This is a genomic window from Pseudomonas sp. EA_105y_Pfl2_R69, from assembly GCF_963970915.1.
In the GTDB taxonomy this organism is placed as follows: Bacteria; Pseudomonadota; Gammaproteobacteria; order Pseudomonadales; family Pseudomonadaceae; genus Aquipseudomonas.
The window spans coordinates 362,956-388,273 of record NZ_CAXAOO010000002.1 but is presented as its reverse complement, the minus strand read 5'-3'; the positions used below and the strand labels follow the sequence as shown (position 1 = coordinate 388,273).

Genomic DNA, 25,318 nt, shown 5'->3' with positions numbered 1-25,318 from the left:
ACGGTGCCTCCTGGATTCAACTGGGTTCAAGGCTGACGAAATAGTTACGCCAGGCCCAGATCAGTGTCTTCGGTGAAAGGACCTGCCATTCATCCCCGCCCTGGTAGCGCTGGCAGTCCAGCGCCATGCCCAGCAGATCACGCGGGTAGCAGGGCAATAGCGGCATGTTCTCCGGCCGGTGCAAGCGCTCGATGGCGTAGGCCGCCAGCTCGGGGTCGTAAGGAATGCCCAGTTTTTCGCATTCCTGCTGCCAGATGCGTTCGTACTCATCGGGCTGCAGGTAACCGAAATGCAGCTTGTAGCCGATCCGCCGGAGAAAGGCCTCGTCGGCCAACTCAAGTGGATTGAGGTTGGTGGAAAACACCAGTATCAAGTCGAAGGGCATCTCGCAGTGGCGACCGCCGCCCAGGTTGAGGTAATCCTTCTTCTCTTCCATCGGCACTATCCAGCGGTTGAACAGATCCACCGGTGCCACCCGCTGGCGGCCAAGGTCGTCGATGATAAAGATGCCGTTGCTGGCCTTGAGCTGCAGCGGTGCCTGGTAAAGACGGGTGTAGGGGTCGAAGCGGATATCCAGCATATCCAGGGTCAGCTCGCCACCGGTGATGATGATCGGCCGCCGGCAGCGCAACAGACGCCGGTCGACGCCCTGGTCCATACGCAGGCTGCGCGTTCCGCCCTCGACGGGCAGCGGCTTGTGCACCTGAGGATCGAATATCTCCACCACCGCCTCGTTGATGGCAATGGCATGGGGCACCCAGATCGCACCGTGAAACAACCTGATCAGACGCTGGCTGATATAGGTCTTGCCGGTACCGGGCGGCCCGTAAATCATGATCGCCCGACCCGAGTTCATCGCCGGGCCGAACTGGTCGAGTAACGACTCGCGCAGCACCACGCCAGCGAAGGCCTCGCGCATAGCCAGGGTATCGACGCGGCTGGCATGTACCGACTGTGCCTGCAGCAGTTGCCGGTAACGCTCCACCGGATAGGGCGCAGGGCCTATATAGCCGCTGCGCGCCAGGGCATCCTTGGCCGCGCTACGGCCACGCTCGGTCAGGCCATAACGCAGGCCCTGCCCGCCGCTCTGGCCAAGCACCTCGATACGACCATCCTTGCGCTGATAACCGAGCACCTCCTCCAGCACCGAGCCGGTCAATGCCAGGCGCTCCACCAGTTGCGCCAAATCTAGTACGCCGGCGTCAAGCAGGTGCTTGCACAGCAGGTCGCCAAGAAAATTGTCGGCCAGGCCGGTTTCCGCGACAGTGCGCGGTTGCGGGGCCAATGGCTGAATCGGATCGAGAATGTCTTGGTCATTGTCCATAGGGCTTAGCGCATACATGGCTAGACTCCCGCACGGATAAACATGAGATAACCGCTGGCCAGACTGCCCAGCAGAATCGCAAGCGAATAGGGAAAAGGTTTGCTGGCCACCTCATCGGCTGCCGGGGCCAGATAGGCCCGTGCCATCAACATTAGCCGGTAACGCCCCAGGGTCTGCCGCAGCTGCCCCTTGGCCAGCACCAGCAGTAAACCGCACAGGCCGCCGGCCATCAGACTGAACAGCGCCGCCCAAAGCGCATAATGCGGCGTCATAAAACTGCCGGCCATGGCCATCAACTTGACGTCGCCAGCGGCCATGCCACCCATGGCGTAGAGAGGTAGAAAAACCCCGAAACCGATCAGCGCCCCCAGCCCACCAATAGCCAGGCCGCCGATTCCGCCCGTATAAGCCTGGCCGGCCAGGCCCAGAACCAGGCCCAGCACAACCAGGAAGTTGGGGATACGGTGGCGACGCAGATCGCTCGCCACCGCAACACCCAGCAGCCCTAGTAGCAAAATGACGGGGAACATCTGCTCTTTGGACATCGCTGCTTACTCCGTTATTTCACCGGGAGTTTCATTAAGTACCGACGGCAGTACCAAGCGCTGTAATCTTGGTGTTCACATTTGTCCCAAGAATTACAAAAGCAGCAACAACCGCGACGGTGATTAACCCACCCGCCACCGCGTACTCCACAATGGTCAGGCCCTCTTCGTCTTTGACGAATTTCATTACCGAAGTCTTGATTGCTTGAAAGATCATCTCGCTCACCTCACTCGAATGTTCTAGCCAAGAAAGACGGCGCTTCCTGCGTGTACTCCCTGCGTGGTGTGTACTCCCTGTCTGTGCTCCTGGCACGTACTCCACCCTCCTGCTTCAACGCTAGGTGCCAGGACGAAAATCGGTTAGGAGATTTCTTGCGCATCGCCGGTAGATTTTTGCAGGCCCATGCGTGGACGCAGGCCTCCCCCGGAGGAAAAGACCTGCAACGCTATTGATTTGAAAGGGATTGACGCGACGGGCGATAGGCAGCGACCAGGATCCAGCGTCGAAATGACGCAAATAGAACGAAGCGTTCTAGCCCTTATGCCGACTTGGTCTTTGAATCGATGTCATATTGCTTCTAAGTGTTGAATAGGTATTACACTTTAAAACGGGATGTAACACATAAAGGACATCTGCCAAACACTGTACAAGACGGCCACTCTAATGACCGCAATGAATACACAGGCAATCACTGCTCCGCAGCTGCTGTGGTTCGACCTTACTCACGACCAGTCGGCCACCGACTGCTCGGCCGCCTTCGCGGACAGTTGCAGGATCATTCTGGTCCGGGAACTGAATGTGTCCCGACTGAGCGCACGCCAGCGTCCGGACATGATCTGCATGCACTATGATCGCCCGGATTCCCAGAGCCTCAACCTGATTCTCGAGGTCAAGCGCGCCGCGCCCTCCATCCCGATCACCATGCTGACGCTGCAGCACTCCGAGGAGCTGGCCGTCTGGGCATTCCGCTCCGGCGTCTGGGACTATCTGGCCTTGCCATTGCAGCCAGCCGAACACCAGCGCTACCTCAAGGACCTGCGCGCTCTGTGCCAGCTGCGCAACGCCCATGACCTGTCCAAGCCAAAGCAGCAGCTAGCGCGCATCAGCGAGCTACCGGAAAGCGTGCGCCTGACCAACGAGCATCAGAAACAGCGCCCGCTGCAGGACGCCATTCACTATATCGAGCTGCACTTCAAGGAACATATCGAACAGCAGACCCTGGCCAAGCGTTGCGGCATGACGCCATTTCGCTTCAGCCGCCTGTTCAAACAGACCTACGGAGTGGGTTTTCTCGAATTCGTCCAGCGTAAACGCATGGACAAGGCCGAAGAGTTGCTCAGCAACAGCGAGATGCCTATCACCAGCATCGCCTATGCCGTGGGCTTTCAGGACCCTTCCTATTTCGCCCGCAGCTTCAAGCAATACTTTGGCTGCTGCCCCAGCGATTATCGCCAAGGTGCCGCAATGCAGCCGCAGTCCAATCGCAGCGAGGACGATAACCAGCCCTGCTCATCGCAGCACTGGCGCGAACAGCTGTCCCTGGGCTGGAAATAGGCCGGCTAGCGAACACTCGGCCAATCCGTTTCGCCAGAACAAAACCGCTGAATCCATTATCGAATCGGTACATCGGACAATGCCGCTCGCAGCAGCCAAACTGGCTACTTTATCGTCCAGGCGAGTGCCCACTTCTGGCCGATCTCTGCCGAACGTCAACGGCTGCATAGGGTCGATTCCTACCCTTCGTGACAGGCAGCTGTCGCTCCAAGGCGGCCACTTACGTTGAGATGACCGCAGTCCGATGGACACCCGTCCTATGCGCTTTGCCCTTGGTTCTGCGGCCCTGATGTAGTGCCGTACTCTTCAATATGACGGTAGGACTCACAATCAGGTAAAGCGCCAGCACACTAACCAAAGGTTTTCACAAATGGGCCTGCACAAAGTTTGATTGCCGCGACCACGTGCGGTGCCTGCTCGCCCTGCTCAGTTGAGCGTGCCAGTACCCGCTCCAGCGCGCTCAACTGCTCGCGGATCACTTCTTCTGGCCGCGCCACACCACAGACCTGTGCGAAGTCCAGCAGCCCTTGCCGCGACGCAAATAACGACTTGTTGCCAACAAGATCCAGCGCCAACACGTCCTCCGGAATGTAGGCCGTGGTGTTGACGATATCGTAGGCCGGTGCGAGCCGTGCATCGCGCTGGGTAGGGTCGGAATACAGCAACCCGAAGTTCTTCAGATGGGCGTCGCCGTTACCGACGATGCAGCTCAAGGACACTATGGCGAATAGCTGCGCCAGCGAGCTCTGCACCTGCTCGGCAGGGCAGAACAAGCGGATGGCCTTGGCGATGGCCGAATAGCTCTTGCTGTACTTTTGCTCCGCGGCCAGCCCCATCAATGCCGCCATGTCTTCGAAGCCGATGGGGTTGAGCTGCTCATCCCGGTCGAAGCGGCGCATAACGAACAGCTTGGCGTTGGCGGAAAGATAGAACTCCGGCACCGCTATCCCCGCCTCCCTGGCCACAGACATGCAGAGGTACTCATTGATCGCCAACCCCGAAAACTCATCCCGGCCACTCTTGATGATCAGGTCAGAGGTTTTCGAAGTGAAGCGCTGCGGCGCGGATTCCTGATGCTCTGGCACCAGTACCTTGGGCTGCACGCCTGATATACCTGCGCGCAGGATGTAGCGATCCACCAGACCGGCAAAAATATCTTCTGCGCCATCCCAGGCTAGGATTTCTTCCAGCTTCTCCCCAGGGAACTGCTGCCGCCGTAGCAGCGCATCGACCTCTGGCGAACTGACCGCCACCCGTCCGATAGGCGAGCTGCTACCAGACAGAGCCAGCAGCAACATCGGGTCAACGTTCGCCACCTTGGCCAGACGGTTGCGCAACTGCTCCAGGACGTAACCTTCCGGCAGGTTCATCTGGAAGATCGGGTGCAGTTCCCGGTGGCGGTATTCGTCCAAGCGCACCGGCATTAGCAAACTTATCGCCGCCTGCGCCTTTGCGTCTTCGTGGTAACGGAACAGAAAGTCCCCGGCGCTGGTAAGGATCTTTCCGCTGTCGCCCTCTGGCGTTGCAACCTGCAGCACGGCCGTCATCAGTCGAATACTCCGTGGATTTCGTCCAGCGTGGGCATGGCTGCCGGCACCACGTTGAGCTCACAGTCGAGGGCTGCCAGCACTCGTGCATAGGCCACCATCCCCACAGAGAGGTCGCCCTTCTCGATGGCGATAACCTTTTGCCGGGTGATACCGGCCAGGGTGGCAAGCGCGGCCTGAGTCAGCCCGCGATTCAGACGGCGCTGCCGAAGCTGCTCGCCAAGTCGCAGCGTGATGAGGGAATAGTCCATGTTCCGTATACGCAACAAGTTATATGAAATGTAACGTATACCGAACCAACCGAAAAATCAAAGCGGGTTGCCTACTCAAGTCCGAGAATCAACGCCAAGCAAGCTTGGAGTGTGTCTAGCAACCAGGGGCGATTCATGGTGATGACCGGCTAGTGCGCTGAACAACATGGCAAAATCTGTCATCGAGGGGCAGCGGGGGCTGGACCCTGTCTAGGTATTCCCTTATGGGAAGCCCGAGCGAGACGGCACGGCGAATCCAGTTCATCGGATGAACGACTCGGCATGGAAGAAGGCCAGGGTTCGAGCGGCTAAGCGGTTTCAGGAGCAGTTCCTGCGCCCCGCTCCCGCAGGCTTCTCCTCGATACGCGTCCACGATCTGAAGCACACCTTCGGTCGAAGACTAAGGGCCGCCGGGGTTACTGAGGAAGATAGGAAGGCCCTGTTAGGCCACAAGAACGGTAGCATCACCAGCCACTACTCAGGCGCAGAACTGGGTAAGCTGATTGATGAAGCCAACAAGATATCGGCTACCGACTCACGTGGGCCGGCGCTGACAATACTGAGGAGGAAGGCAGGATGAAAAAAGTCCCGCAAAAGTCCCTGACACAAAAAAGCCTGGCCATCACTGACCAGGCTCTAATGCTTGAATTATATGGTCGGGACGGAGTGATTCGAACACTCGACCCCTAGCACCCCATGCTAGTGCGCTACCGGACTGCGCTACGCCCCGACTAGGCGTGAATCTGTTTTCGTATTGCCGAAAACGACGCGAACTATACATTAAGCTTCTGAAAAATGGAAACTTTTTGATTGGTCACGTTATTTACGGAGCACTACCAGGACATCTTCCAGTTCAGCAATCATCTGCCTGATCAACTGCTTGTACTGGGTCGTGTCATCCTTGGCTTCATCACCGGAAAGACGCTGTCGTGCGCCGCCTATGGTAAAGCCCTGGTCATACAACAAGGCACGAATCTGACGAATCATCAGCACATCCTGTCGCTGATAGTAACGTCTGTTGCCGCGCCGCTTGACGGGGTTGAGCTGAGGAAACTCTTGTTCCCAATACCGCAGAACATGCGGCTTGACCGCACAGAGTTCACTCACCTCACCTATCGTGAAATACCGTTTGCCAGGTATGGCCGGTAATTCGTCGTTATGACTTGGTTCCAGCATAGGCTTCAACCCTGGCTTTAAGTTTCTGGCCTGGACGGAAAGTCACTACACGGCGGGCCGTGATAGGGATTTCCTCTCCCGTTTTTGGATTACGACCGGGGCGCTGACGCTTATCGCGCAGATCGAAGTTGCCGAACCCCGAGAGCTTGACCTGTTCGTTGAGCTCCAGCGCTTGGCGGATCTCCTCGAAGAACAGTTCCACCAACTCCTTGGCTTCCCGTTTATTCAGGCCCAGCTCTTCATACAGACGTTCCGCCATTTCAGCTTTCGTCAGAGCCCCCATACGCTACTTCCTTAACGTGGCGTTGAACCTTTGTTCCAGGGAGGTGAGAATATTTTGCGTTGTGTTACTCACCTCATCGTCATTAAGAGTGCGCGATGGATGCTGCCAGGTCAAGCCGACGGCAAGGCTTTTTCTATGAGGATCAATACCTTTACCGTGATATACGTCAAATAGCTTGAGGTCGGTCAGCCACTCCCCCGCAGACTCGCGTATGGCCGCGAGCAATGCCGAGGCCGGTACATCCCGATCAGCCAGCAAAGCCAGGTCGCGGCGCACCTCAGGGAAGCGCGACAACTCCTTGAATGCCGGCATACGACCCTGAGCGATTTCAGCCAGAACCAGCTCGAACATATACACCGGCTGATCAAGACCTAGCGCCTTGGCCAACTCCGGATGCATGGCCCCCATAAACCCGACCAGGCGACCCTCGCGCTCGATGCGCGCCGTCTGCCCTGGATGCAATGCGGGGTGCTCGCCCGGAATGAAGCTGAAGCTATCCGCCGCCCCAGCACTGGCCAGAAGCGCCTCGACATCGGCCTTCAGATCGTAGAAATCGACGCCATCGCGGCCATGGGCCCAGCTCTCCGGCAGACGCGCGCCACACAGCACACCGGCCAGCATCGGCTCCTGCTGCAAACCCTCTAACTGGCCAACAAAGCGCAGGCCGCTTTCGAATAGACGCACCCGCGGCTGCTGGCGATTGAGGTTATGTTCCAGCGCCTTGACCAATCCCGGCCAGAGTGACGTGCGCATGGCCGCCATATCGGCAGAGATCGGGTTGGCCAGCATCAGCGGCTCGATTCCGGGATTGAACAGCTCGAACAGCTTGGGATCGATAAAGCTGTAGGTGATGGCCTCCTGATAGCCACGCGCCACCAGCAGACGGCGCAGAGTCGGCAACTCGACAGCGGCTTCGGCCTTGGCCTGCGGTGCCAGGCGCGCTTGCGGATAACGCACAGGCAAGCGGTTGTAACCGTACAAGCGCGCCAGCTCTTCGATCAGGTCGACTTCCAGGCTGATATCGAAACGATGGCTTGGTACTTCGATCTGCCACTGCCCGGCATTAACAGTACTAACGCCCAAACCCAGCGCGGCCAGCAGACGGACGACTTCGTCATCATCCATCCGCAAGCCGAGCATCTGTTCGATGCGCTCGGCACGCAAGGTGACTGGCGCAACACTGGGCAACTGCTCCTGATCGACCGCCTCGATAATCGGACCGGCCTCGCCGCCGACGATTTCCAGCAGCAGCGCCGTCGCGCGCTCCATTGCTTCACGCGCCAATTGCCAGTCCACGCCACGCTCGAAGCGGTGCGACGAATCGGTGTGCAGACCATAGGAGCGGGCCTTGCCGGCAATCGCGATGGTGTCGAAGAAGGCGCTTTCGAGGAACAGGTCGCAGGTCTTGGCACTTACGCCGCTGTGCTCGCCACCCATGACGCCGGCAATCGCCAAGGCGCGTTGATGGTCGGCGATCACCAGGGTATCGGCACGCAGGCTGACTTCCTGGCCGTCGAGCAGCACCAGCTTCTCGCCCTCTTCGGCCATGCGCACACGGATGCCGCCGTTGATCTCGGCGAGATCGAAGGCATGCATCGGCTGGCCCAGCTCGAGCATCACATAGTTGGTGATATCCACCGCGGCATCGATGCTACGCACATCGGCGCGACGCAGACGCTCGACCATCCACAACGGCGTCGGCTTGGACAGATCGACATTGCGCAGCACACGACCGAGATAACGCGGGCAAGCCTGGGGAGCCAGGATTTCGACCGGACGCACCTCATCATGGCTCGGCGCAACCGCCGCAATCTGCGGACGGGTCACCGGCGCGTCGTACAGGGCACCGACTTCACGGGCCAGGCCGGCCAGGGACAGGCAGTCGCCGCGATTCGGGGTCAGATCGACTTCGATACTGGCATCGTTCAGCTCGAGATAGGCGCGGATATCCTGCCCCACCGGCGCATCGGCCGGCAGCTCCATCAGGCCATCGTTCTCTTCGCTGATCTGCAGCTCGGAGGCCGAGCACAGCATGCCGTTGGATTCGACGCCGCGCAGCTTGGCCTTCTTGATCTTGAAGTCGCCCGGCAGCTCGGCACCAATCATGGCAAAGGGAATCTTCAGGCCGGGGCGCACATTGGGCGCGCCGCACACCACCTGAAAAGTTTCCGCGCCGCTGCTGACCTGGCACACGCGCAATTTGTCGGCATCCGGGTGCTGTTCGGTGCTGAGCACCTCGCCGACCACTACACCACTGAATATCCCGGCAGCCGGGGCCACGCTATCCACTTCCAGGCCCGCCATGGACAGGCGCGCCACCAGCTCGTCACGGGAAACCTGCGGGTTTACCCAGCTACGCAGCCATTGTTCACTGAATTTCATCCTGCTCTCCTAAACAATTCGGTTACGGTCGTGCGCTTCTAGCGAAATTGCGCCAGGAATCGCAGGTCGTTATCGAAGAACAGACGCAAGTCGTTGACGCCATAACGCAGCATCGCCAGGCGCTCGACGCCCATACCGAAGGCAAAGCCGGAATATTTTTCGGGGTCGATGCCAGACATGCGCAGCACGTTCGGATGGACCATGCCGCAACCCATGACTTCCAGCCAGCCGGTCTGCTTGCACACGCGGCAACCCTTGCCGCTGCACATCACGCACTGCATATCGACTTCGGCCGAGGGCTCGGTGAAGGGGAAGAAGGACGGACGGAAGCGCACGCCCAGGGGCTTCTCGAAGAACACTCGAAGGAACTCTTCGATGGTGCCCTTGAGATCGGCAAAACTCACGTTCTCGTCGACCAGCAGGCCTTCGACCTGGTGGAACATCGGCGAGTGGGTGATATCGGAGTCGCAGCGATAGACGCGGCCGGGGCAAACGATGCGGATTGGTGGCTGCTGCGATTCCATGGTGCGCACCTGAACCGGCGAGGTGTGGGTGCGCAGCAACATATTCGCGTTGAAATAGAAGGTGTCATGCATCGCCCGCGCCGGGTGGTGGCCGGGGATATTGAGCGCCTCGAAGTTGTGGTAGTCGTTTTCCACTTCGGGGCCTTCGGCGATGCCGTAGCCGATCCGGGTGAAAAACTGCTCGACGCGCTCCAGAGTCCGGGTAACCGGATGCAGGCCACCGGAAGTCTGGCCACGCCCAGGCAGCGTCACATCGATGCGCTCGGCTGCCAGCTTGGCACTCAATGCAGCCCCCTCAAGGGTCGCCTTACGGCTGTTCAGGGCGTCCTGAACCTTGTCCTTGGCGGCATTGATCAGAGCCCCGGCTTGCGGACGCTCTTCCGCCGACAGGCTGCCCAGGGTCTTCATCACCTGAGTCAACTCGCCTTTCTTGCCCAGATAGTGAACCCGCAACTGCTCGAGGGCATTCACATCGTCGGTGTGGCTAACGGCCTCAAGCGCTTGCGAGACCAGCACATCCAGATTTTCCATTTACAGACTCCAGATACGAAATAGGGGAAGAGCTTGAAGGCTCTTCCCCTATTGGTGACGTTCAACACCGGGCGAGCCCGGTGATTGTCGGGGACTTAAGCCAGAATGGCTTTCGCTTTCTCGACAATCGCAGCAAACGCCGCTTTTTCGTTCACTGCCAGATCAGCCAATACCTTACGGTCGATCTCGATGGACGCTTTTTTCAGGCCGGCAATGAAACGGCTGTAGGACAGACCGTTAACACGAGCACCAGCGTTGATACGAGCGATCCACAGGGCGCGGAACTGACGCTTCCTTTGACGGCGGTCGCGGTAGGCGTACTGGCCTGCCTTGATCACAGCCTGCTTGGCAACGCGGAATACGCGCGAACGCGCACCGTAGTAGCCTTTAGCGAGTTTCAGAATTTTTTTGTGACGCTTGCGAGCGATAACGCCGCGCTTTACACGAGCCATGAGTAATTTCCTCTATCTTGACCGGATTATCGAACGCGCAGCATGCGCGCCACTTTTGCTACGTCGGACGGATGCACCATGGTGCTACCGCGCAGTTGACGCTTACGCTTAGTGGACATCTTGGTCAGGATGTGGCTCTTGAAAGCGTGCTTGTGCTTGAAGCCGTTAGCGGTTTTGAGAAAACGCTTGGCTGCACCACTCTTAGTTTTCATCTTTGGCATGTTCGGATACTCCGCATTCAGTTGATAAACATAACCGCAAGGCCTGCCGTGCCCTGGTGGTTACTTCTTCTTTTTGGGGGCGATGACCATGATCAGCTGGCGTCCTTCCATCTTTGGATGCTGTTCAACGGTGCCGTATTCAAGCAGGTCATTTTCAACCCGCTTCAACAGCTCCATGCCCAGCTCCTGATGCGCCATCTCACGGCCGCGGAATCGAAGCGATACCTTGGCCCTGTCCCCATCACTAAGGAAACGTACCAGGTTGCGTAGTTTTACCTGGTAATCCCCTTCCTCCGTCCCTGGACGAAACTTGATTTCTTTAACCTGAATCTGCTTCTGGTTTTTCTTGGCCGCAGCAATCTGCTTCTTCTTTTCGAAGATCGACTTGCCGTAGTCCATCAGCTTGCAAACAGGCGGTACTGCATCGGCGGAAATTTCCACCAGATCCAGCTTGGCCTCTTCGGCCTTAAGAAGCGCGTCTTCAATTGACACAATCCCGAGCTGCTCACCCTCTGCGCCAATTAACCGAACCTCGCGCGCCGAGATATTCTCGTTGATCGGGGCTTTCGGTGCAGCTCGCTTATCTTGTCTCATTTCACGCTTAATAATCTTTACTCCAAATCTTGGCGACCACGCCGGGAAACCGCCTGCGCGAGGAATTCAGCGAATTGAGTGATGGGCATAGAGCCCAGATCAGCACCTTCACGGGTACGCACGGCGACAGTTCGCATCTCTACTTCCCGATCGCCTATAACCAGCAGATAGGGAACCTTGAGCAAAGTATGCTCGCGGATTTTAAAGCCAATTTTTTCGTTTCTCAAGTCAGACTTGGCACGAAACCCGCTCTGAGTGAGAGTTTTTTCCACTTCGAGGGCAAAATCGGCCTGCTTGTCGGTGATATTCATCACCACCGCCTGAGTCGGTGCCAACCAGGCCGGGAATGCACCTTCGTAGTGCTCAATCAGAATCCCGATAAAGCGCTCGAAGGAACCGAGAATCGCCCGGTGCAACATCACCGGATGCTTGCGGCTGTTGTCCTCACTGACGTATTCGGCACCCAAACGCACAGGCAGGTTGAAATCGAGCTGCAGGGTACCACACTGCCAGACCCGTCCCAGGCAATCCTTCAACGAGAATTCGATCTTCGGCCCGTAGAACGCGCCCTCCCCCGGCTGCAGGTCATAAGCCAGCCCGGCACTGTCCAGCGCGGAAGCCAAGGCCGCCTCCGCGCGATCCCACAGATCATCGGAGCCCACACGCTTGTCCGGGCGGGTCGAGAGTTTGAGCTGGATATCGGTAAAGCCGAAGTCGGCATACACCGCCAGGGTCAGCTTGATGAAATCAGCGGATTCAGCCTGCATCTGCTCTTCGGTGCAGAAGATATGCGCATCGTCCTGAGTGAAGCCACGCACGCGCATGATGCCGTGCAACGCACCGGACGGCTCGTTACGGTGACAGGCACCGAACTCGGCCAGACGCATCGGCAGCTCGCGGTAGCTCTTCAGGCCCTGATTGAACACCTGCACATGGCACGGGCAGTTCATCGGCTTGATCGCGTAGTCGCGGCTTTCCGACTCGGTGGTGAACATGTTCTCGGCGTAGTTGGCCCAGTGCCCGGATTTCTCCCACAACGAGCGATCAACCACCTGCGGAGTCTTGATCTCCAGGTAGCCATGCTCCTGCTGCACTTTACGCATGTACTGCTCGAGCACCTGATACAGGGTCCAGCCATTGGGGTGCCAGAACACCATGCCCGGCGCTTCTTCCTGGGTATGGAACAGGTTCAGGCGCTTGCCGATCTTGCGGTGATCGCGCTTCTCGGCCTCCTCGATACGCTGGATATAGGCCGCCAACTGCTTCTTGTCGGCCCAGGCAGTGCCATAGACCCGCTGCAGCTGCTCGTTCTTGGCATCGCCGCGCCAGTAGGCACCGGACAACTTGGTCAGTTTGAATGCCTTGAGGAAACGCGTATTCGGCACATGCGGGCCGCGGCACATGTCGACGTATTCTTCGTGGTAGTACAGGCCCATGGCCTGCTCGTCCGGCATGTCTTCGACCAGACGCAGCTTGTAGTCTTCACCACGCGAGGCGAACACATCGATCACCTCGGCGCGCGGGGTGACCTTCTTGATCACGTCGTAGTCTTTTTCGATCAGCTGCTGCATGCGCTGCTCGATCGCCGCCACGTCCTCCAGGGTAAAAGGACGCTCGGAGGCGATGTCGTAATAAAAACCTTCTTCAATGACCGGACCGATCACCATTTTAGCGGTCGGAAACAGCTGCTTGACCGCATGACCGATCAAATGCGCACAGGAATGGCGGATGATCTCTAGACCTTCCTGATCCTTCGGCGTGATGATTTGCAGGGTCGCGTCAGCGTCGATCAGATCACAAGCATCGACCAGCTTGCCGTTGACCTTGCCGGCCAACGTAGCCTTGGCCAGGCCCGCACCAATGGATTGCGCCACCTCGAGTACGGACACCGGATGCTCGAACGTACGCTGACTGCCGTCGGGAAGAGTAATGATGGGCATGGCGCCTCCTCTCCTAGTGGTGACCTCTACCAAAGGCCACATGGGTTGGGATGAGCCAGTAAGCGATGCGGCGGTATGCCTGCCATACGGTGGCAGGAGCCTGTTAAGCCAACCAAAACCGGACCGGGGTCACTGGAGGTTTTTATAAATGGAAATAAGCGCTGGGATGCTTGCAGAAAGCCAGGCCTACTGGCAAGCCGCCCAATAAAAAAGGGTCGCCTGGGCGACCCTTTTTATCGAATTTGGTAGGCACAATTGGATTCGAACCAACGACCCCCACCATGTCAAGGTGGTGCTCTAACCAACTGAGCTATGTGCCTCCGATGGGTGCGCATTCTACGGCCACGCACAAAAGTGTCAACAGGTTTTTTAGCTAACTGCCTGAATAAATGAATTTTTTACTGTTCAGTGGTGCGTTTAATATTTCGCACAGCCCACTAGCCGAGCATTTTCAACTCAGGTAGCATCCGTCTATTCGTAAAAAATAAAGAACAGAGGTTGCAAAATGGCGCACACAGCTTATCCACAATCCTATTACGCGGCTTCCGCCAATCCCGTGCCGGCCCGCCCTGAACTCAACGGCGAGAGCGAAACCGATGTGTGCATCGTCGGCGCAGGCTACACCGGTCTGTCCACCGCCATCGCCCTGCTGGAGAACGGCTTCAAGGTCAGCATCGTCGAGGCGGCCAAGGTCGGCTTTGGTGCTTCCGGGCGCAACGGTGGCCAGATCGTTAACAGCTATAGCCGTGACATCGACGTGATCGAGCGCACTGTCGGCCCCAAGCAGGCGAAACTGCTGGGCGACATGGCCTTCGAAGGCGGCCGCATCATCCGTGAGCGGATCAAGAAGTACGATATCCAGTGCGACCTCAAAGACGGTGGCGTCTTCGCCGCCAACACCGCCAAGCACATGAAGCACCTCGAGTCGCAGAAGAAGCTGTGGGAGCGCTATGGCCACACCCAGCTGGAGCTGATGGATGCCGAGCGCATTCGCGAGGTGGTGGGTACCGACATCTACAAGGGTGGCCTGCTCGATATGAGCGGCGGCCATATTCACCCGCTCAACCTGGCACTGGGCGAAGCGGCGGCCGTGGAATCCCTGGGCGGGGTGATCTACGAGCAATCGCCGGCCATCCGCATCGACCGTGGCGCTAACCCCGTGGTGCACACCCCCAACGGGCGGATCAAGGCCAAGTTCGTGGTGATCGCCGGCAACGCCTACCTGGGCAACCTGATTCCCGAGCTGTCGGCCAAGTCGATGCCCTGCGGCACCCAGGTGATCACCACCGAGCCGCTGTCCGATGAGCTGGCGAAGAGCCTGCTGCCGCAGGATTACTGCGTCGAAGACTGCAACTACCTGCTCGACTACTACCGCCTAAGCGGTGACAAGCGCCTGATCTTCGGCGGCGGCGTGGTCTACGGCGCGCGCGATCCGGCCAACATCGAAGCAATCATCCGACCGAAGATGCTCAAGGCCTTCCCGCAACTGAAGGACGTGAAGATCGACTACGCCTGGACCGGCAACTTCCTGCTGACCCTGTCGCGCCTGCCCCAGGTCGGCCGCCTCGGCGACAACATCTATTACTCGCAAGGCTGTAGCGGCCATGGCGTGACCTACACCCACCTGGCCGGCAAGGTCCTGGGCGAAGCCCTGCGCGGCCAGGCCGAGCGCTTCGACGCCTTCGCCGAACTGCCGCACTACCCCTTCCCCGGCGGCCAACTGTTCCAGGTACCGTTCAGTGCTCTGGGGGCCTGGTACTACACCCTGCGTGACAAGCTGGGTGTCTAACCCCACCTCCGAAGCATAAAAAACGGCACCCAAGGGTGCCGTTTTTTTGTTTATGTACCGCTCTGGACTGCGCTGCAGGCTGCGGCCAAGGCCACATTCACTGGACGTTCAGTTCGCCGGGCAGGCCGGCAACGCCGAACACTGCTGGGCACTGAGCGCGGCCGCTGCCAGCCCAGCGGCAAAGCGCTTGTCCTCAGGGGCCAGGCGTTGTGCGCAGGACCTGGCCTGCTGTGCGACCTGCGGGCAACCGCGCTCACTCATCAGCTGGGCCAGGTTGAACCAGCCGGCGGCGAAATCCGCTTGCTGCGCCAGACTTCTGCGCAGCGCCGCCTCGGCCCCGGCCAGGTCGCCACTGGCGTAGCGGCTGTTGGCCAGGGCGAACCAGGCCACCGATTCGTCCGGCCACCGCTGGACCGCGGTGCGATAGGCCCGCTGCGCCGCTGCACCGCGCCCGGTTTCCTCGAGGTCGCTGGCCGCCTTGAGCCAGGGGCGTAATTCGGCCTGGGCCGGCAGCTTATCCGCCGGCAGGGTCAACATTGCCCAGCGGCCGCCACGGGCCCAGGTCTTGTCGAAGCTGGCGAAGCTGGTAATCAGGCGTCGCGTGGTACCCGAGCGCAGAATCAGGCTGCGCTCGCGCTGGTCATAGCCGACCACCACGGCAAAATGCCACCTCGGATACCAATCGAACGCCAGGTTCTGCAGCACCAGCACCGGGTTACCGGCTGCCACTTCGGCCAGCACCGCGTCCAGCCGCGGCGGCAACGGATACACCAGCAGGTCATGAGCCCGTGCGGTGGCGACCATTTCGACCTGCAGACTGCCCTCACGACCGGGGATATACACCCGTTCCTGAAGCAAGCCAGGGCTGGTTGTCACGCCACGCTGGTTAAGCATGGTCGCCAGCGCGGCCGGGCCGCACTGGTAGGCGCTCTGGGCAAAGAAGGGGGTACTGCTCAATTCGACCCGCTCAGGCAAACGCGAAGTCTCCGGCGGTAACACCGGAGACTTCGCGCAAGCGGTAAGCAACAGCATCAGAGCAAGTGGGAGTACACGACTGACTGTCAGCGATTTATGCATTTGACGAAACTGAAGATATTAGTGGCGCAGAGCATATCGGTGATGATGAAGATCACCAAGAACAACACGATAACCCCGACCACACCTGCACCTGCGGGGGCTTCAGACAACTGCTGATTGAACTGCGCCAGTTCGGCATTGGTCAGGCTGTTGATGCGCTCTTCAACCTGCGAACGGTCAACACCCATTCCCTGTAGCTTTTCCTGCACGCCCTGATCTTCGAGCATGCCGAGCAGTTGCTGACGATCGACCTGTTGCTGCTGTTCGTACAGCACTTCGGCAGTCCCAACCATTGCGGCATTGGCCATAGGTACCTGCACAATCACCAGCACGTGAAATACCGCCAGGGTGGCGGCCAAGCGACGGAAGAACGTTTTTTTGAGCATTGTTCTATCTCCTTATCGACCTAGTTGTTATGACCTGGCCAATGCTCAAGTGGTTCCTCAGGCCGCGTAAACAGGCCCCGCAGGCGGCACATATCCGGGATTAGCGCAGTAACTGACTCAGTACCGCACGCAACTTGCCAGGTTTGACCGGTTTGTTGAGCAACGGCACGCCCATGCGTTGCAGGTCACGGCGGCATTGATCGCTGCGGTCGGCGGTGATGATCAGCGCCGGAATGCTGGCGGCGAAATGCTCGCGTAGCTGGGCCACGACCTGGCAGCCGAGCACCCCGTGGTCGAGATGGTAATCGGCCACGATCAGATCCGGCGCGCGCTGTTCGAGGGCCGCCAAGGCGGCCTGCTGATCGGTTGCGGTCACCACCTCGCAGCCCCACTGACCGAGCAGCGCGGCCATGCTGTGGAGGATGCTCAATTCGTTATCCACCACCAGCAGACGCCGCCCTGGCAGCGGATCGCCGAGTAGCGGTTGCGGCGCAGTTGTCACAGCGGCCACTGCCAGGTGCTCGGCCAGGGGCACCAGGATGCTGAACATCGAGCCCCGCCCCGGCTGCGAACGGACCTGCACCGGATAGCCGAGGATACGCGCGATGCGCTCCACAATCGCCAGGCCCAGGCCAACCCCCTTGCGTTCGGCGGCGCGGTCGACGTGCAACTGGTTGAATTCGAGGAAGATGCTCTCCAGCTGGTCTGCGGCAATGCCGCGACCGCTGTCCCACACCTGCAGCTCGAGGAATGCACCGCGCTTGCGCGCCCCGAGAAAAATCCGCCCCTGCTCGGTATAGCGACAGGCATTGCTGAGGAAGTTGCGCAGGATGCGGGTCAGTAGGCGAAAGTCGGTGCTGATGCTGCACTCGGTAATGCGCACCTTGAATGCCAGCCCCTCGGCCTCGGCCACCGGCTGAAACTCCGAGGCCAGGGGCGCGAGCAGTTCTTCCAGGCGGTACACATCGATATCCGGCTTGATCGCCGCCTGGTCCAATCTGGAGATATCCAGCAGGTCGGTCAGCAAGTCCTCGGCCCCTTCCAGGGCCTGATGGCTGCGCTCGACCAGATTGTGTTCCGCGCTCGGCAGGCTGCGTTCGCGCAGGGTCGAGATCAGCAGGCGCGCGGCGTTGAGCGGTTGCAGCAGGTCGTGGCTGGCCGCGGCCAGGTACTTGTCCTTGCTGCGATTGGCCGCCTCGGCGGCATCGCGAGCCTCGCGCAAGGCCTGCTCGATGCGTTCGCGCTCGACTATCTGTTGCTGCAGGTTGCGATTGGCTTCCTGCAATTCGGCGGTACGCGCACCTACCCGCTGCTCCAACTCGTCGTTGAGCAGTTGCAGGCGTTGCTGGGCCTGCTTGCGCTCGGTGATATCGGCGACGAAACCCTCGAACAGCCCCTCCTCGCCGGGTTTGAGCAGCAGGTTCATCAGCACGTCGATAACGCTGCCGTCCTTGCGCCGCAACTGGGTCTCGTAACCGAACAGACCCGGGCCGCTGCCGAGGCGCTGGCGGATCTGCTGCAATTCCTCGACGCCGCCGACGAACAGGTAGTTGGCCAGACCGCTCAGCGACCACAGCACTTCCTGCGGGTCGTCATAACCGAGCATGCGCGCCAGGGCCGGGTTGGCCGCGCGAAAGCCTTCATGCAGGCTGGCCTGGAAGATACCGTGCACCGCGTGTTCGAACAGCCACTTGTAGCGGTTGCGCTCGGTCTCCAGCTCCTCCAGGCGGGCGGTCAGCTCCGGGTAATGGCTCTTGCGCGTCGAGTGGCTACCCAGGCCGAGCAGCCCGGTCAGCGCATCGCTCTGGCTTTGCTCGGGGTCAGAGCGCCTCGGCATACACCACCTCAACGTCACGCTGGCTGGATTCACGCGGATTGGTGAGGATGCAAGGGTCGCCCATGGCGTGGCGCGACAGGAAGGGGATATCCGAGTTGCCGACGCCGTGCAGGCCGAGGGTTTCATGGAAACCCACGGCGCGTTTGAGGGCGATCAGGTGCTCAACCAGGCGCAGGCTGATTTGCTTGTGGTTCAGGCCGCGGCAGTCGATGCCGAGGGTTTCGGCAATCACCTTGAAGCGGTCCGGCGCAGCGCTGTAGTTGAAGGCCACCACATGCTCGATCAGCACCGCATTGCACAGGCCGTGGGGCAGATCGAGAAAGCCGCCGAGGCTGTGGCTCATGGCATGCACTGCGCCGAGGATGGCGTTGGAGAAGGCCAGGCCGGCCTGCATGCTGCCGAGCATGATCTTCTCGCGCAGCAGGATGTCCTGCGGATTGGCGATCATCTGCACCAGGTTGCCGTTGATCAGGCGCATGGCTTCCAGGGCATGGGGATCGGTCAACGGCCCGCTACCGGTGGAAACGAAGGCCTCGATGGCATGCACCAGGGCGTCGATACCGGTACAGGCGGAGAGGAAGGGATCCATGCTGGCGGTGGTTTCCGGGTCGATCAGCGACACATCGGGCACCACCGCCTTGCTGACGATGGAAAACTTCATCCGTTCCAGCGGGTTGGAGATGATCACGAACTGCGAGACATCCGCCGAGGTGCCGGCGGTGGTGGGAATCAGGATCAGCGGCGGGCTGGGCACGCGGATGGTGTCGACCCCTTCGAATTCGAGAATGCTGCGGCCATGGGCGACGACGATGCCGATGCCCTTGGCACAGTCCATCGGGCTGCCGCCGCCGATGGCGACGATCAGGTTGCACTGGTTGGCGCGATAGATCTCCGCGCCGAGCATCACCTCGTCCACCCGCGGGTTGGGCGACACCCCGGTATACAGGCAGTACTCCAGGCCCTGGGCCTGCAGGCTGGCTTCGACATCGGCCAGCCAACCGGCGGCCACCACACCCGGGTCGGACACCACCAGCACCTTGCGCGCGCCGAAGGTGCTGGCGTAGTTGCCGACATGGTGGCGGCAACCGGCACCGAAGATGATTTCCGGAGAAACGAATTTACGCAGCTGGCTCAGAGTTTGGCTCATACAACGGCCTGTGATTGGCGGGTATCACCGGCCAGCGTACTGCATTGTCTAGTGAATGCAATGCAACCAAGGCATAAGCCCTGGCGTAATCAGCCCTGCAGCACGCGCTGATAGAACGCCAGCTCGGCCTGCAGAGCATCGGCCAGGTGGGCCGCCTGGCGAAAGCCATGGCGCTCGTCGGCATACAACCGGTACTCCACCGGCACGCCGCGGTCGCGCAGGGCGGCGACCATGGCCTCGGTCTGCGCCGGCAACACCACCGCATCCAGGCCACCCTGGAAGAAGATCACCGGAACGCCGATCTTCCCGGCATGCAGCAGCGGCGTGCGCGCCTGGTAGCGGGCGGCGTCGCGCTGCGGATCGCCGATCAGCCAGTCGAGGTAATCGGCCTCGAACTTGTGGGTGACCCGGCGCAACGCCAGCGGGTCGCTGACCCCATAGAGGCTGGCCCCACCGGCAAAGCCGCCGCCGACCAGAGCGCACAGGGCGCTGTAGCCGCCGGCACTGGCACCGCGCACGAATACCCGTGCCGGGTCGATACCACCCTCGTCCGCCAGCTTGGCAACGGCGGCGCGGATGTCCTCCACCTCCAGCGCGCCCCACTGTCCTGCTAAACGCAGGCGATAGGCGCGGCCATAGCCGCTGCTGCCACGGTAATTGAGGTCGAGCACGGCGTAGCCGCGCAGCGTCCAGAAGGCGATACGCGGATCGAACACCGGGTAGCAGGCCGACGTCGGGCCGCCATGGAGAAAGACCAGCAGCGGCGGTTTCTCAGCCTTGTCCATCGGCGGATAGAAAAACCCATGGCAGCGCTCGCCCGTGCCCACCGCGCAGTCAAAGGGCTGCGGCAGAGAAAGGTGCGTTTCGCTCAAGGGTTTCTCGCCACCGGCCAATATTCGTACCGCGCCGTCATCTCGGGCAATCGCCAGCACAGCCGGCAGCCGGCTCGGTGAGGCGGCGATACAGTAGTAATGCCCGGCATCCGCCGCCAAGGCGCGAAAGCGGCTGTAATCCTGCGCCAAGCGCCGTTCGCCGATTGCCCACTCGTAGGGTGACGCGGGGCCGCCTAGGCTGTGCGCACCATCGACCTCGACGCCGAGTGCATTGGTGCGCACGGCGCACCCTACAAGGACGCCACTACCTTCTTCGAAACGAGTCAGCAGCATCTCGCCGTCGACCAGCGGCAGATAACTGCAACCACCCAGTTGCCAGGGCGCAGCCGCATGATCGTAGGGTGACGCGGGGCCGCCTAGGCCGTGCGCACCGCCGTCCTCGTCATCGACACAGCATGGCTGCCACCAGCCCGCCTGGTCGGACAACACCCAGAGCCGGCCGTCCTTATCGAAGCGCGGCTGCTGCAGCGCTTGATCGCCTTGCCCGCCGGCCAGCACGCTGACCGTGCCGCCCTCTTCGCGCTGGCATAGCCGCGTGGCGACCCAGGGCAGGCTCGGCCGATCCCATTCGATCCAGGCCAGCTGGCGGCCATCGCCACTGGCCACCGCGCCGGCGTAGAAATCGGCCCCCTCGACCAGCACCCGGCGACCAGCGTCCAGGCCGATGCGCACCAGGCGATGCACAACGCTTTCTGCCTCGCGGCTTTCCTCCACCGCCAGCAGCGCCTGCCAGGCCGGCACGAAGGACAGCTCGCCATAGCGGCACTGCGGGCGTTGGGTAAGGGCGCAGGGTGCGCCATGGGTATCATCAACGGACGTTAGCAGGTAGACCTGCTGATCGGCCTCGTTGACAAATGCCGCGCCCTGCGCGGTGGCGCAACAGGCACCGCCGCCGTACTCATAGACCCGGCTGCGCACCGAATAAGCGGGCGGGGTCAGCTCACGGGGCTGACCCTCACGCCAGAAGAACAGCCCGCAGCGGGCCGGCTGCGGGTCGAAGGCCACCCACAGCAGGCCGCCATGAGCGGCGTGCAACTCGGCGAAATCGGCGCTGGCCGCCGCGGCCTGGGCGGCGCTCCAGACTCTGTCGGGGTCGGCTACGCCTTGCATATAAGCCGCGAGGCCTTGTCGTTGCGGTACTGCAACTCATCCAACCCTTGCGGCGCATCTTCGGCCTGCTGGCGCGCGGCGAGGATAAGGTCATGGTGGGCCGACTTGCTGCACACCGGGTCGGCGTTGCTGGCATCTCCCGTGAGCATAAAGGCCTGGCAGCGGCAGCCGCCGAAGTCCTTGTGCTTCTCATCACACGAACGGCAAGGCTCGGGCATCCAGTCGTCACCGCGAAAGCGGTTGAAGCCGAAGGAATGCCGCCAGATATGTTCGATGCTGTGTTCGCGCACATTGGGAAACTGCACCGGCAACTGGCGTGCGCTGTGGCACGGCAGCGCGGTGCCGTCCGGGGTGATATCGAGAAACAGGTTGCCCCAGCCGTTCATGCAGGCCTTGGGCCGCTCCTCGTAGTAATCCGGGGTGACGAAGATCAGCTTGCAGGGGTGGTTTTCGGCCGCGAGCTTGGCCCGCCACTCATTGGTGATGCGCTCGGCGCGCTCGAGCTGGGCACGGGTCGGCAACAGGCCGGCGCGGTTGAGTTCGGCCCAGCCGTAGAACTGACAGGTGGCCAGCTCGACGAAGTCCGCTTCCAGCTCCAGGCACAGCTCGATGATGCGTTCGATATTGTCGATATTGTGCCGGTGGGTGACGAAGTTCAGCACCATGGGGTAGCCGGCCGCCTTGACCGCCCGGGCCATGGCCAGCTTCTGGGCGAAGGCCTTCTTGGAGCCGGCCAGCAGGTTGTTCACCTCCTCGTCGGCGGCCTGGAAGCTGATCTGGATATGGTCCAGTCCGGCCTCGGCGAACTCGGTGATACGCGCCTCGGTCAGGCCGATACCGGAGGTGATCAGGTTGGTGTAGTAGCCCAGGTCGCGCGCGCCCTTGATCAGCTCGGCCAGGTCCTGACGCACCAGCGGCTCGCCGCCGGAAAAACCCAGCTGCGCCGCCCCCAGTTCGCGGGCCTGGCGGAACACCTCAAGCCATTCGGCGGTGGACAGCTCCGCGCCCTGCTGGCTGAAATCCAGCGGGTTGGAGCAGTAGGGGCACTGCAGCGGGCAGCGGTAGGTCAGCTCGGCCAGCAGCCAGAGCGGCGGCCCCGCTTCATGGCCCGGCTTACTGAAGCTCGATCCAGAACTGTGCATTGGCTACCTCCATAAAGGCCAGGATGTCTTCATCGAGCCCTGGCACATCGGGAAAGCGCTCACTCAGCGCAGCGATGATCTGGCTGACACTATGGCTGCCGTTGACCTGTTTGAGGATTTCCCCGGCGCTGTCGTTGAGTTTAATCATGCCTTCCGGGTAGAGCAGCACATGGCAGTTCTGCACCGGCTCGAACTGCAGGCGAAAGCCGCGGCGCAGCCTGGGGGTCATACCGACAAGGGACTGGCTCATAACGCGATCCCCCGGTGCCAGATCCGCTCGGCCGTCACCGTATGGTACGGCGGGCGCTCCAGCTCATAGGCCATGCTCATGGCATCGAGCATGCTCCACAGCACGTCCAGCTTGAACTGCAGGATCTCCAGCATGCGCTGCTGGGCCTCGACCGTGCGGTAATAGGCAAGTGTGATGCGCAGGCCGTGTTCGACATCGCGGCGCGCCTCCTTCAGGCGCTTGCGGAAGTAGTCGTAGCCGCCGGCGTCGATCCAGGGATAGTGCTGCGGCCAGGCGTCCAGGCGCGACTGATGGATGGTCGGGGCGAACAGTTCGGTCAGCGAGCTGCTGGCGGCTTCCTGCCAGCTCGCTCTGCGGGCGAAGTTGACGTAGGCGTCCACGGCAAAGCGCACCCCGGGCAGCACCAGCTCCTGGGACAACACCTGCTCGCGGTCCAGGCCCACCGCTTCGGCCAGGCGCAGCCAGGCTTCGATACCGCCCTCCTCGCCGGGTGCGCCGTCGTGGTCGAGGATGCGCTGCACCCATTCGCGGCGGGTGTCGCGGTCCGGGCAGTTGGCCATGATCGCGGCATCCTTGAGCGGGATGCACACCTGGTAATAGAAGCGGTTGGCCACCCAGCCCTGGATCTGTTCGCGGCTCGCCGTGCCTGCGTACATGGCCCGGTGGAAGGGGTGATGGATATGGTAGTAAGCGCCCTTGGCGCGCAGCGCCTGCTCGAATTCGGCGGGGCTCATGGCGGTCTGGCTCATCATGGTTCTCCGGTGCGCAGCGCGCACCCTACAAATTGATGCTCATACCGTCCCAGGCGACGTCGACGCCATGGGCCGCGAGTTGCGCGCGCTCGGGCGAGTCGACATTGAGAATCGGGTTGGTGTTGTTGATATGGATAAGGATCTTGCGGCTGGCCGGCAGGCCGTCCAACACCTCGAGCATGCCGCCGGGGCCGCTCTGCGGCAGATGGCCCATCTCGCTGCCGAGCTTGTCGCCCACCCCGCAGTGGCGCATTTCGTCGTCGCGCCACAGCGTGCCGTCCACCAGCAGGCAATCGGCGCGGCGCATCCAGGCCAGCAGCGCCTCGTCCACCTGGCCCAGGCCCGGGGCATAGAACAGCGTGCTGCCAGTGCGCAGGTCCTCGACGAACAGGCCGATATTGTCGCCGGGGTGCGGGTTGCCGCGGTGCGGCGAATAAGGCGGCGCGCTGCTGCGCAGGGCAATGGCGGTGATCGACAGGTTCGGGCAGGTCGGAATGCTGAACGGCACCCCGCCCAGTTCGATCAGTTGATGCTGCAGGCCACCGTTCCAATGGTCGAGCATAGTGAACAGCGGAAAACCGCTGGTCAGATCCTGGTGCACCATCTCGGTACACCAGACCTTGTGCGGACAGCCTTCACGCAGGGTCAACAGACCGGTGCAGTGATCGATCTGGCTGTCCAGCAGGATGATTGCGCCAATCGCCGTATCACGCACCTTGCGGGCCGGCTGCAGGGCCGGGAAGGCTTCGATCTGGGCGCGGATATCGGGCGAGGCGTTGCACAGTATCCAGTTGACCCCATCGTCGGACAGGGCAATGGACGACTGGGTGCGCGGCTGAGCGCGCAGGCTGCCATCGCGTACGCCGCGGCAGTTATGGCAATTGCAGTTCCACTGGGGGAAACCACCGCCGGCGGCGGAACCGAGAATCTGGATATGCATGGCGAATTCCGGGTGAGATGCCCCGACAAGGCCGGGGCAGGCGGATCAACGATTGGCGAAGTACATGGTGACTTCGAAACCAATGCGCATATCGGTGAAGGCGGGTTTAGTCCACATGGCGCGGTCCTCTTCTTATCAAAACCGGCGAATTCCGGTAGTGCTAGTTATGCACCGGAGCGGCGCACGACTAAATGGTACTTTGGGAGTAAGTTGGCCGAGCATTGGTAGGAACCCGCACCGACCTCCCGCGGCAGCCTTGCAGCCAGAAGAACTGTAGCCCCTGCCCTGCCTGGCAACAGTCGGGAATATGTAGCCAAAGGTGTACCCCGGGCCGTTGTCGCAGTGCCGTCGTCACGGCCGCGCCGCGCGGGGCAGAACGCAGCGCAATAAGAAGGCTACGTCCCAAGTTGCATACAGCTTTCGTAGGGTGGGTTAGCCGAGTGTGGGGATTGCCAAGCATCACATCACCCGGCACGCGGCGTAACCCACCAACGGCGCAACGCGTTCCATTGGCTGGTGGGTTACGCGCCGCGCCACTTTCGCGGATGGGTTTTCGGACGGTGTTACGGCGTCGCTAACCCACCCTACGAATCAGCGCACTCTAGACATCATCTTGCGGTTCACAGGCTTCAGCACATAACGGGTACATAGCCAAAATAAAAAACGCGGC

The 25,318-nt window shown here is 61.0% G+C and carries 25 protein-coding genes, 2 tRNA genes and 1 pseudogene; 3 read left to right on the top strand and 25 right to left on the bottom strand.

Annotated features, from left to right (window positions below):
• Positions 1-16 precede the first annotated feature (16 nt).
• The 3 genes from AACY13_RS07610 to AACY13_RS07600 are packed head-to-tail and all read right to left on the bottom strand — an operon-like array spanning position 17 to position 2,086.
• Positions 17-1,342: an AAA family ATPase gene (locus AACY13_RS07610; RefSeq protein WP_339460487.1), complete on the bottom strand. Its 1,326-nt coding sequence runs from the start codon at positions 1,340-1,342 to the stop codon at positions 17-19.
• Positions 1,343-1,344: 2 nt separating this feature from the next.
• Positions 1,345-1,869 (bottom strand): prepilin peptidase, encoded by a 525-nt coding sequence (locus tag AACY13_RS07605; RefSeq protein ID WP_339460486.1) that lies wholly within the window; start codon positions 1,867-1,869, stop codon positions 1,345-1,347.
• Positions 1,870-1,903: 34 nt separating this feature from the next.
• Positions 1,904-2,086, bottom strand: coding sequence for a Flp family type IVb pilin (locus AACY13_RS07600; protein WP_339460484.1), 183 nt, complete (start codon positions 2,084-2,086; stop codon positions 1,904-1,906).
• A 456-nt stretch (positions 2,087-2,542) separates the two neighbouring features.
• Between AACY13_RS07600 and AACY13_RS07595 the strand changes: the two genes are divergently transcribed.
• Positions 2,543-3,424, top strand: a complete 882-nt coding sequence (locus tag AACY13_RS07595; protein WP_339460483.1) for a helix-turn-helix domain-containing protein — start codon at positions 2,543-2,545, stop codon at positions 3,422-3,424.
• Between the two features lie 350 nt (positions 3,425-3,774).
• On the opposite strand, the gene AACY13_RS07590 is transcribed toward AACY13_RS07595, so the two are convergent.
• Together AACY13_RS07590 and AACY13_RS07585 are read right to left on the bottom strand one after the other, a co-directional pair.
• The gene (locus tag AACY13_RS07590; protein WP_339460481.1) at positions 3,775-4,971 is read right to left on the bottom strand and encodes a type II toxin-antitoxin system HipA family toxin; all 1,197 of its coding nucleotides are present in this window, start codon (positions 4,969-4,971) and stop codon (positions 3,775-3,777) included.
• A complete protein-coding gene (locus AACY13_RS07585) occupies positions 4,971-5,222 on the bottom strand; it encodes a helix-turn-helix transcriptional regulator (RefSeq protein ID WP_339460480.1) in 252 nt (83 codons plus the stop codon). The genes AACY13_RS07590 and AACY13_RS07585 overlap by 1 nt, the downstream gene beginning before the upstream one ends.
• 125 nt (positions 5,223-5,347) lie before the next feature.
• Here AACY13_RS07585 and AACY13_RS07580 point away from each other — a divergent pair.
• Positions 5,348-5,802: pseudogene (locus AACY13_RS07580) on the top strand (tyrosine-type recombinase/integrase); the annotation flags it as partial.
• Positions 5,803-5,875: 73 nt separating this feature from the next.
• Here AACY13_RS07580 and AACY13_RS07575 read toward each other — a convergent pair.
• The 10 genes from AACY13_RS07575 to AACY13_RS07530 all read right to left on the bottom strand — a co-directional run bounded on the left by AACY13_RS07575 (position 5,876) and on the right by AACY13_RS07530 (position 13,645).
• Positions 5,876-5,952, bottom strand: a tRNA-Pro gene (locus tag AACY13_RS07575).
• Between the two features lie 89 nt (positions 5,953-6,041).
• A complete protein-coding gene (locus AACY13_RS07570) occupies positions 6,042-6,398 on the bottom strand; it encodes a MerR family transcriptional regulator (RefSeq protein ID WP_339460479.1) in 357 nt (118 codons plus the stop codon).
• On the bottom strand, positions 6,379-6,681 hold the full coding sequence (gene ihfA / locus AACY13_RS07565; protein WP_003243414.1) for an integration host factor subunit alpha: 303 nt from the start codon (positions 6,679-6,681) through the stop codon (positions 6,379-6,381). The genes AACY13_RS07570 and ihfA overlap by 20 nt, the downstream gene beginning before the upstream one ends.
• A 3-nt stretch (positions 6,682-6,684) precedes the next feature.
• On the bottom strand, positions 6,685-9,063 hold the full coding sequence (pheT, locus tag AACY13_RS07560; protein ID WP_339460478.1) for a phenylalanine--tRNA ligase subunit beta: 2,379 nt from the start codon (positions 9,061-9,063) through the stop codon (positions 6,685-6,687).
• Between the two features lie 38 nt (positions 9,064-9,101).
• Complete coding sequence (pheS, locus tag AACY13_RS07555; RefSeq protein WP_339460476.1) at positions 9,102-10,118, bottom strand: phenylalanine--tRNA ligase subunit alpha; 1,017 nt, start codon at positions 10,116-10,118, stop codon at positions 9,102-9,104.
• Positions 10,119-10,213: 95 nt separating this feature from the next.
• Positions 10,214-10,570 (bottom strand): 50S ribosomal protein L20, encoded by a 357-nt coding sequence (gene rplT / locus AACY13_RS07550; RefSeq protein ID WP_090446917.1) that lies wholly within the window; start codon positions 10,568-10,570, stop codon positions 10,214-10,216.
• A 26-nt stretch (positions 10,571-10,596) separates the two neighbouring features.
• Positions 10,597-10,791: a 50S ribosomal protein L35 gene (gene rpmI / locus AACY13_RS07545; RefSeq protein WP_079202156.1), complete on the bottom strand. Its 195-nt coding sequence runs from the start codon at positions 10,789-10,791 to the stop codon at positions 10,597-10,599.
• Between the two features lie 60 nt (positions 10,792-10,851).
• A complete protein-coding gene (infC, locus tag AACY13_RS07540) occupies positions 10,852-11,385 on the bottom strand; it encodes a translation initiation factor IF-3 (protein WP_339460472.1) in 534 nt (177 codons plus the stop codon).
• Positions 11,386-11,402: 17 nt separating this feature from the next.
• Positions 11,403-13,325, bottom strand: coding sequence for a threonine--tRNA ligase (gene thrS, locus AACY13_RS07535; RefSeq protein ID WP_339460470.1), 1,923 nt, complete (start codon positions 13,323-13,325; stop codon positions 11,403-11,405).
• Positions 13,326-13,568: 243 nt separating this feature from the next.
• A tRNA-Val gene (locus tag AACY13_RS07530) sits at positions 13,569-13,645 on the bottom strand.
• A 185-nt stretch (positions 13,646-13,830) separates the two neighbouring features.
• On the opposite strand from AACY13_RS07530, the gene AACY13_RS07525 reads away from it, so the two are divergent.
• The gene (locus AACY13_RS07525; protein ID WP_339460469.1) at positions 13,831-15,114 is read left to right on the top strand and encodes an NAD(P)/FAD-dependent oxidoreductase; all 1,284 of its coding nucleotides are present in this window, start codon (positions 13,831-13,833) and stop codon (positions 15,112-15,114) included.
• A gap of 108 nt (positions 15,115-15,222) precedes the next feature.
• Here AACY13_RS07525 and AACY13_RS07520 read toward each other — a convergent pair whose 3' ends face one another.
• From AACY13_RS07520 to pqqA, 10 genes are all read right to left on the bottom strand, one after another.
• Positions 15,223-16,146 (bottom strand): PA2778 family cysteine peptidase, encoded by a 924-nt coding sequence (locus tag AACY13_RS07520; RefSeq protein ID WP_339460468.1) that lies wholly within the window; start codon positions 16,144-16,146, stop codon positions 15,223-15,225.
• 29 nt (positions 16,147-16,175) lie between these two features.
• Positions 16,176-16,577, bottom strand: a complete 402-nt coding sequence (locus AACY13_RS07515; RefSeq protein ID WP_339460467.1) for a PA2779 family protein — start codon at positions 16,575-16,577, stop codon at positions 16,176-16,178.
• 100 nt (positions 16,578-16,677) lie between these two features.
• Positions 16,678-18,414 carry a hybrid sensor histidine kinase/response regulator gene (locus AACY13_RS07510; RefSeq protein ID WP_339460466.1) on the bottom strand — a complete coding sequence of 579 codons (1,737 nt, stop codon included), beginning with the start codon at positions 18,412-18,414 and terminating at the stop codon, positions 16,678-16,680.
• Positions 18,398-19,561, bottom strand: a complete 1,164-nt coding sequence (gene ercA / locus AACY13_RS07505) for an alcohol dehydrogenase-like regulatory protein ErcA (RefSeq protein WP_339460465.1) — start codon at positions 19,559-19,561, stop codon at positions 18,398-18,400. The genes AACY13_RS07510 and ercA overlap by 17 nt, the downstream gene beginning before the upstream one ends.
• Before the next feature lie 89 nt (positions 19,562-19,650).
• Entirely contained in the window at positions 19,651-21,564 is a 1,914-nt protein-coding gene (locus AACY13_RS07500) for an alpha/beta hydrolase family protein (protein ID WP_339460464.1), read from the bottom strand.
• Positions 21,552-22,706: a pyrroloquinoline quinone biosynthesis protein PqqE gene (gene pqqE / locus AACY13_RS07495; RefSeq protein WP_339460462.1), complete on the bottom strand. Its 1,155-nt coding sequence runs from the start codon at positions 22,704-22,706 to the stop codon at positions 21,552-21,554. The genes AACY13_RS07500 and pqqE overlap by 13 nt, the downstream gene beginning before the upstream one ends.
• The gene (gene pqqD, locus AACY13_RS07490) at positions 22,678-22,956 is read right to left on the bottom strand and encodes a pyrroloquinoline quinone biosynthesis peptide chaperone PqqD (protein ID WP_339460461.1); all 279 of its coding nucleotides are present in this window, start codon (positions 22,954-22,956) and stop codon (positions 22,678-22,680) included. Before pqqD ends, pqqE begins: the two co-directional genes overlap by 29 nt.
• Positions 22,953-23,705 (bottom strand): pyrroloquinoline-quinone synthase PqqC, encoded by a 753-nt coding sequence (gene pqqC, locus AACY13_RS07485; protein ID WP_339460460.1) that lies wholly within the window; start codon positions 23,703-23,705, stop codon positions 22,953-22,955. Before pqqC ends, pqqD begins: the two co-directional genes overlap by 4 nt.
• 28 nt (positions 23,706-23,733) lie before the next feature.
• Positions 23,734-24,648, bottom strand: coding sequence for a pyrroloquinoline quinone biosynthesis protein PqqB (pqqB, locus tag AACY13_RS07480; protein ID WP_339460459.1), 915 nt, complete (start codon positions 24,646-24,648; stop codon positions 23,734-23,736).
• A 45-nt stretch (positions 24,649-24,693) separates the two neighbouring features.
• Entirely contained in the window at positions 24,694-24,765 is a 72-nt protein-coding gene (pqqA, locus tag AACY13_RS07475; protein ID WP_003284930.1) for a pyrroloquinoline quinone precursor peptide PqqA, read from the bottom strand.
• Positions 24,766-25,318: the final 553 nt, after the last annotated feature.

Coding starts and splice junctions, on each gene's coding strand:
- AACY13_RS07525 (WP_339460469.1), top strand. CDS start 13,831: ATGGCGCACACAGCTTATCCACAATCCTATTACGCGGCTTCCGCCAAT.
- rpmI (WP_079202156.1), bottom strand. CDS start 10,791: ATGCCAAAGATGAAAACTAAGAGTGGTGCAGCCAAGCGTTTTCTCAAA.
- pqqC (WP_339460460.1), bottom strand. CDS start 23,705: ATGAGCCAGACCGCCATGAGCCCCGCCGAATTCGAGCAGGCGCTGCGC.
- AACY13_RS07500 (WP_339460464.1), bottom strand. CDS start 21,564: ATGCAAGGCGTAGCCGACCCCGACAGAGTCTGGAGCGCCGCCCAGGCC.
- infC (WP_339460472.1), bottom strand. CDS start 11,385: ATGAGACAAGATAAGCGAGCTGCACCGAAAGCCCCGATCAACGAGAAT.
- AACY13_RS07590 (WP_339460481.1), bottom strand. CDS start 4,971: ATGACGGCCGTGCTGCAGGTTGCAACGCCAGAGGGCGACAGCGGAAAG.
- AACY13_RS07600 (WP_339460484.1), bottom strand. CDS start 2,086: ATGATCTTTCAAGCAATCAAGACTTCGGTAATGAAATTCGTCAAAGAC.
- AACY13_RS07570 (WP_339460479.1), bottom strand. CDS start 6,398: ATGCTGGAACCAAGTCATAACGACGAATTACCGGCCATACCTGGCAAA.
- AACY13_RS07520 (WP_339460468.1), bottom strand. CDS start 16,146: ATGCTGTTGCTTACCGCTTGCGCGAAGTCTCCGGTGTTACCGCCGGAG.
- AACY13_RS07610 (WP_339460487.1), bottom strand. CDS start 1,342: ATGTATGCGCTAAGCCCTATGGACAATGACCAAGACATTCTCGATCCG.
- rplT (WP_090446917.1), bottom strand. CDS start 10,570: ATGGCTCGTGTAAAGCGCGGCGTTATCGCTCGCAAGCGTCACAAAAAA.
- AACY13_RS07605 (WP_339460486.1), bottom strand. CDS start 1,869: ATGTCCAAAGAGCAGATGTTCCCCGTCATTTTGCTACTAGGGCTGCTG.
- AACY13_RS07515 (WP_339460467.1), bottom strand. CDS start 16,577: ATGCTCAAAAAAACGTTCTTCCGTCGCTTGGCCGCCACCCTGGCGGTA.
- AACY13_RS07595 (WP_339460483.1), top strand. CDS start 2,543: ATGAATACACAGGCAATCACTGCTCCGCAGCTGCTGTGGTTCGACCTT.
- pqqD (WP_339460461.1), bottom strand. CDS start 22,956: ATGAGCCAGTCCCTTGTCGGTATGACCCCCAGGCTGCGCCGCGGCTTT.
- pqqB (WP_339460459.1), bottom strand. CDS start 24,648: ATGCATATCCAGATTCTCGGTTCCGCCGCCGGCGGTGGTTTCCCCCAG.
- ercA (WP_339460465.1), bottom strand. CDS start 19,561: ATGAGCCAAACTCTGAGCCAGCTGCGTAAATTCGTTTCTCCGGAAATC.
- pqqE (WP_339460462.1), bottom strand. CDS start 22,706: ATGCACAGTTCTGGATCGAGCTTCAGTAAGCCGGGCCATGAAGCGGGG.
- AACY13_RS07585 (WP_339460480.1), bottom strand. CDS start 5,222: ATGGACTATTCCCTCATCACGCTGCGACTTGGCGAGCAGCTTCGGCAG.
- AACY13_RS07510 (WP_339460466.1), bottom strand. CDS start 18,414: ATGCCGAGGCGCTCTGACCCCGAGCAAAGCCAGAGCGATGCGCTGACC.
- pheS (WP_339460476.1), bottom strand. CDS start 10,118: ATGGAAAATCTGGATGTGCTGGTCTCGCAAGCGCTTGAGGCCGTTAGC.
- pheT (WP_339460478.1), bottom strand. CDS start 9,063: ATGAAATTCAGTGAACAATGGCTGCGTAGCTGGGTAAACCCGCAGGTT.
- thrS (WP_339460470.1), bottom strand. CDS start 13,325: ATGCCCATCATTACTCTTCCCGACGGCAGTCAGCGTACGTTCGAGCAT.
- ihfA (WP_003243414.1), bottom strand. CDS start 6,681: ATGGGGGCTCTGACGAAAGCTGAAATGGCGGAACGTCTGTATGAAGAG.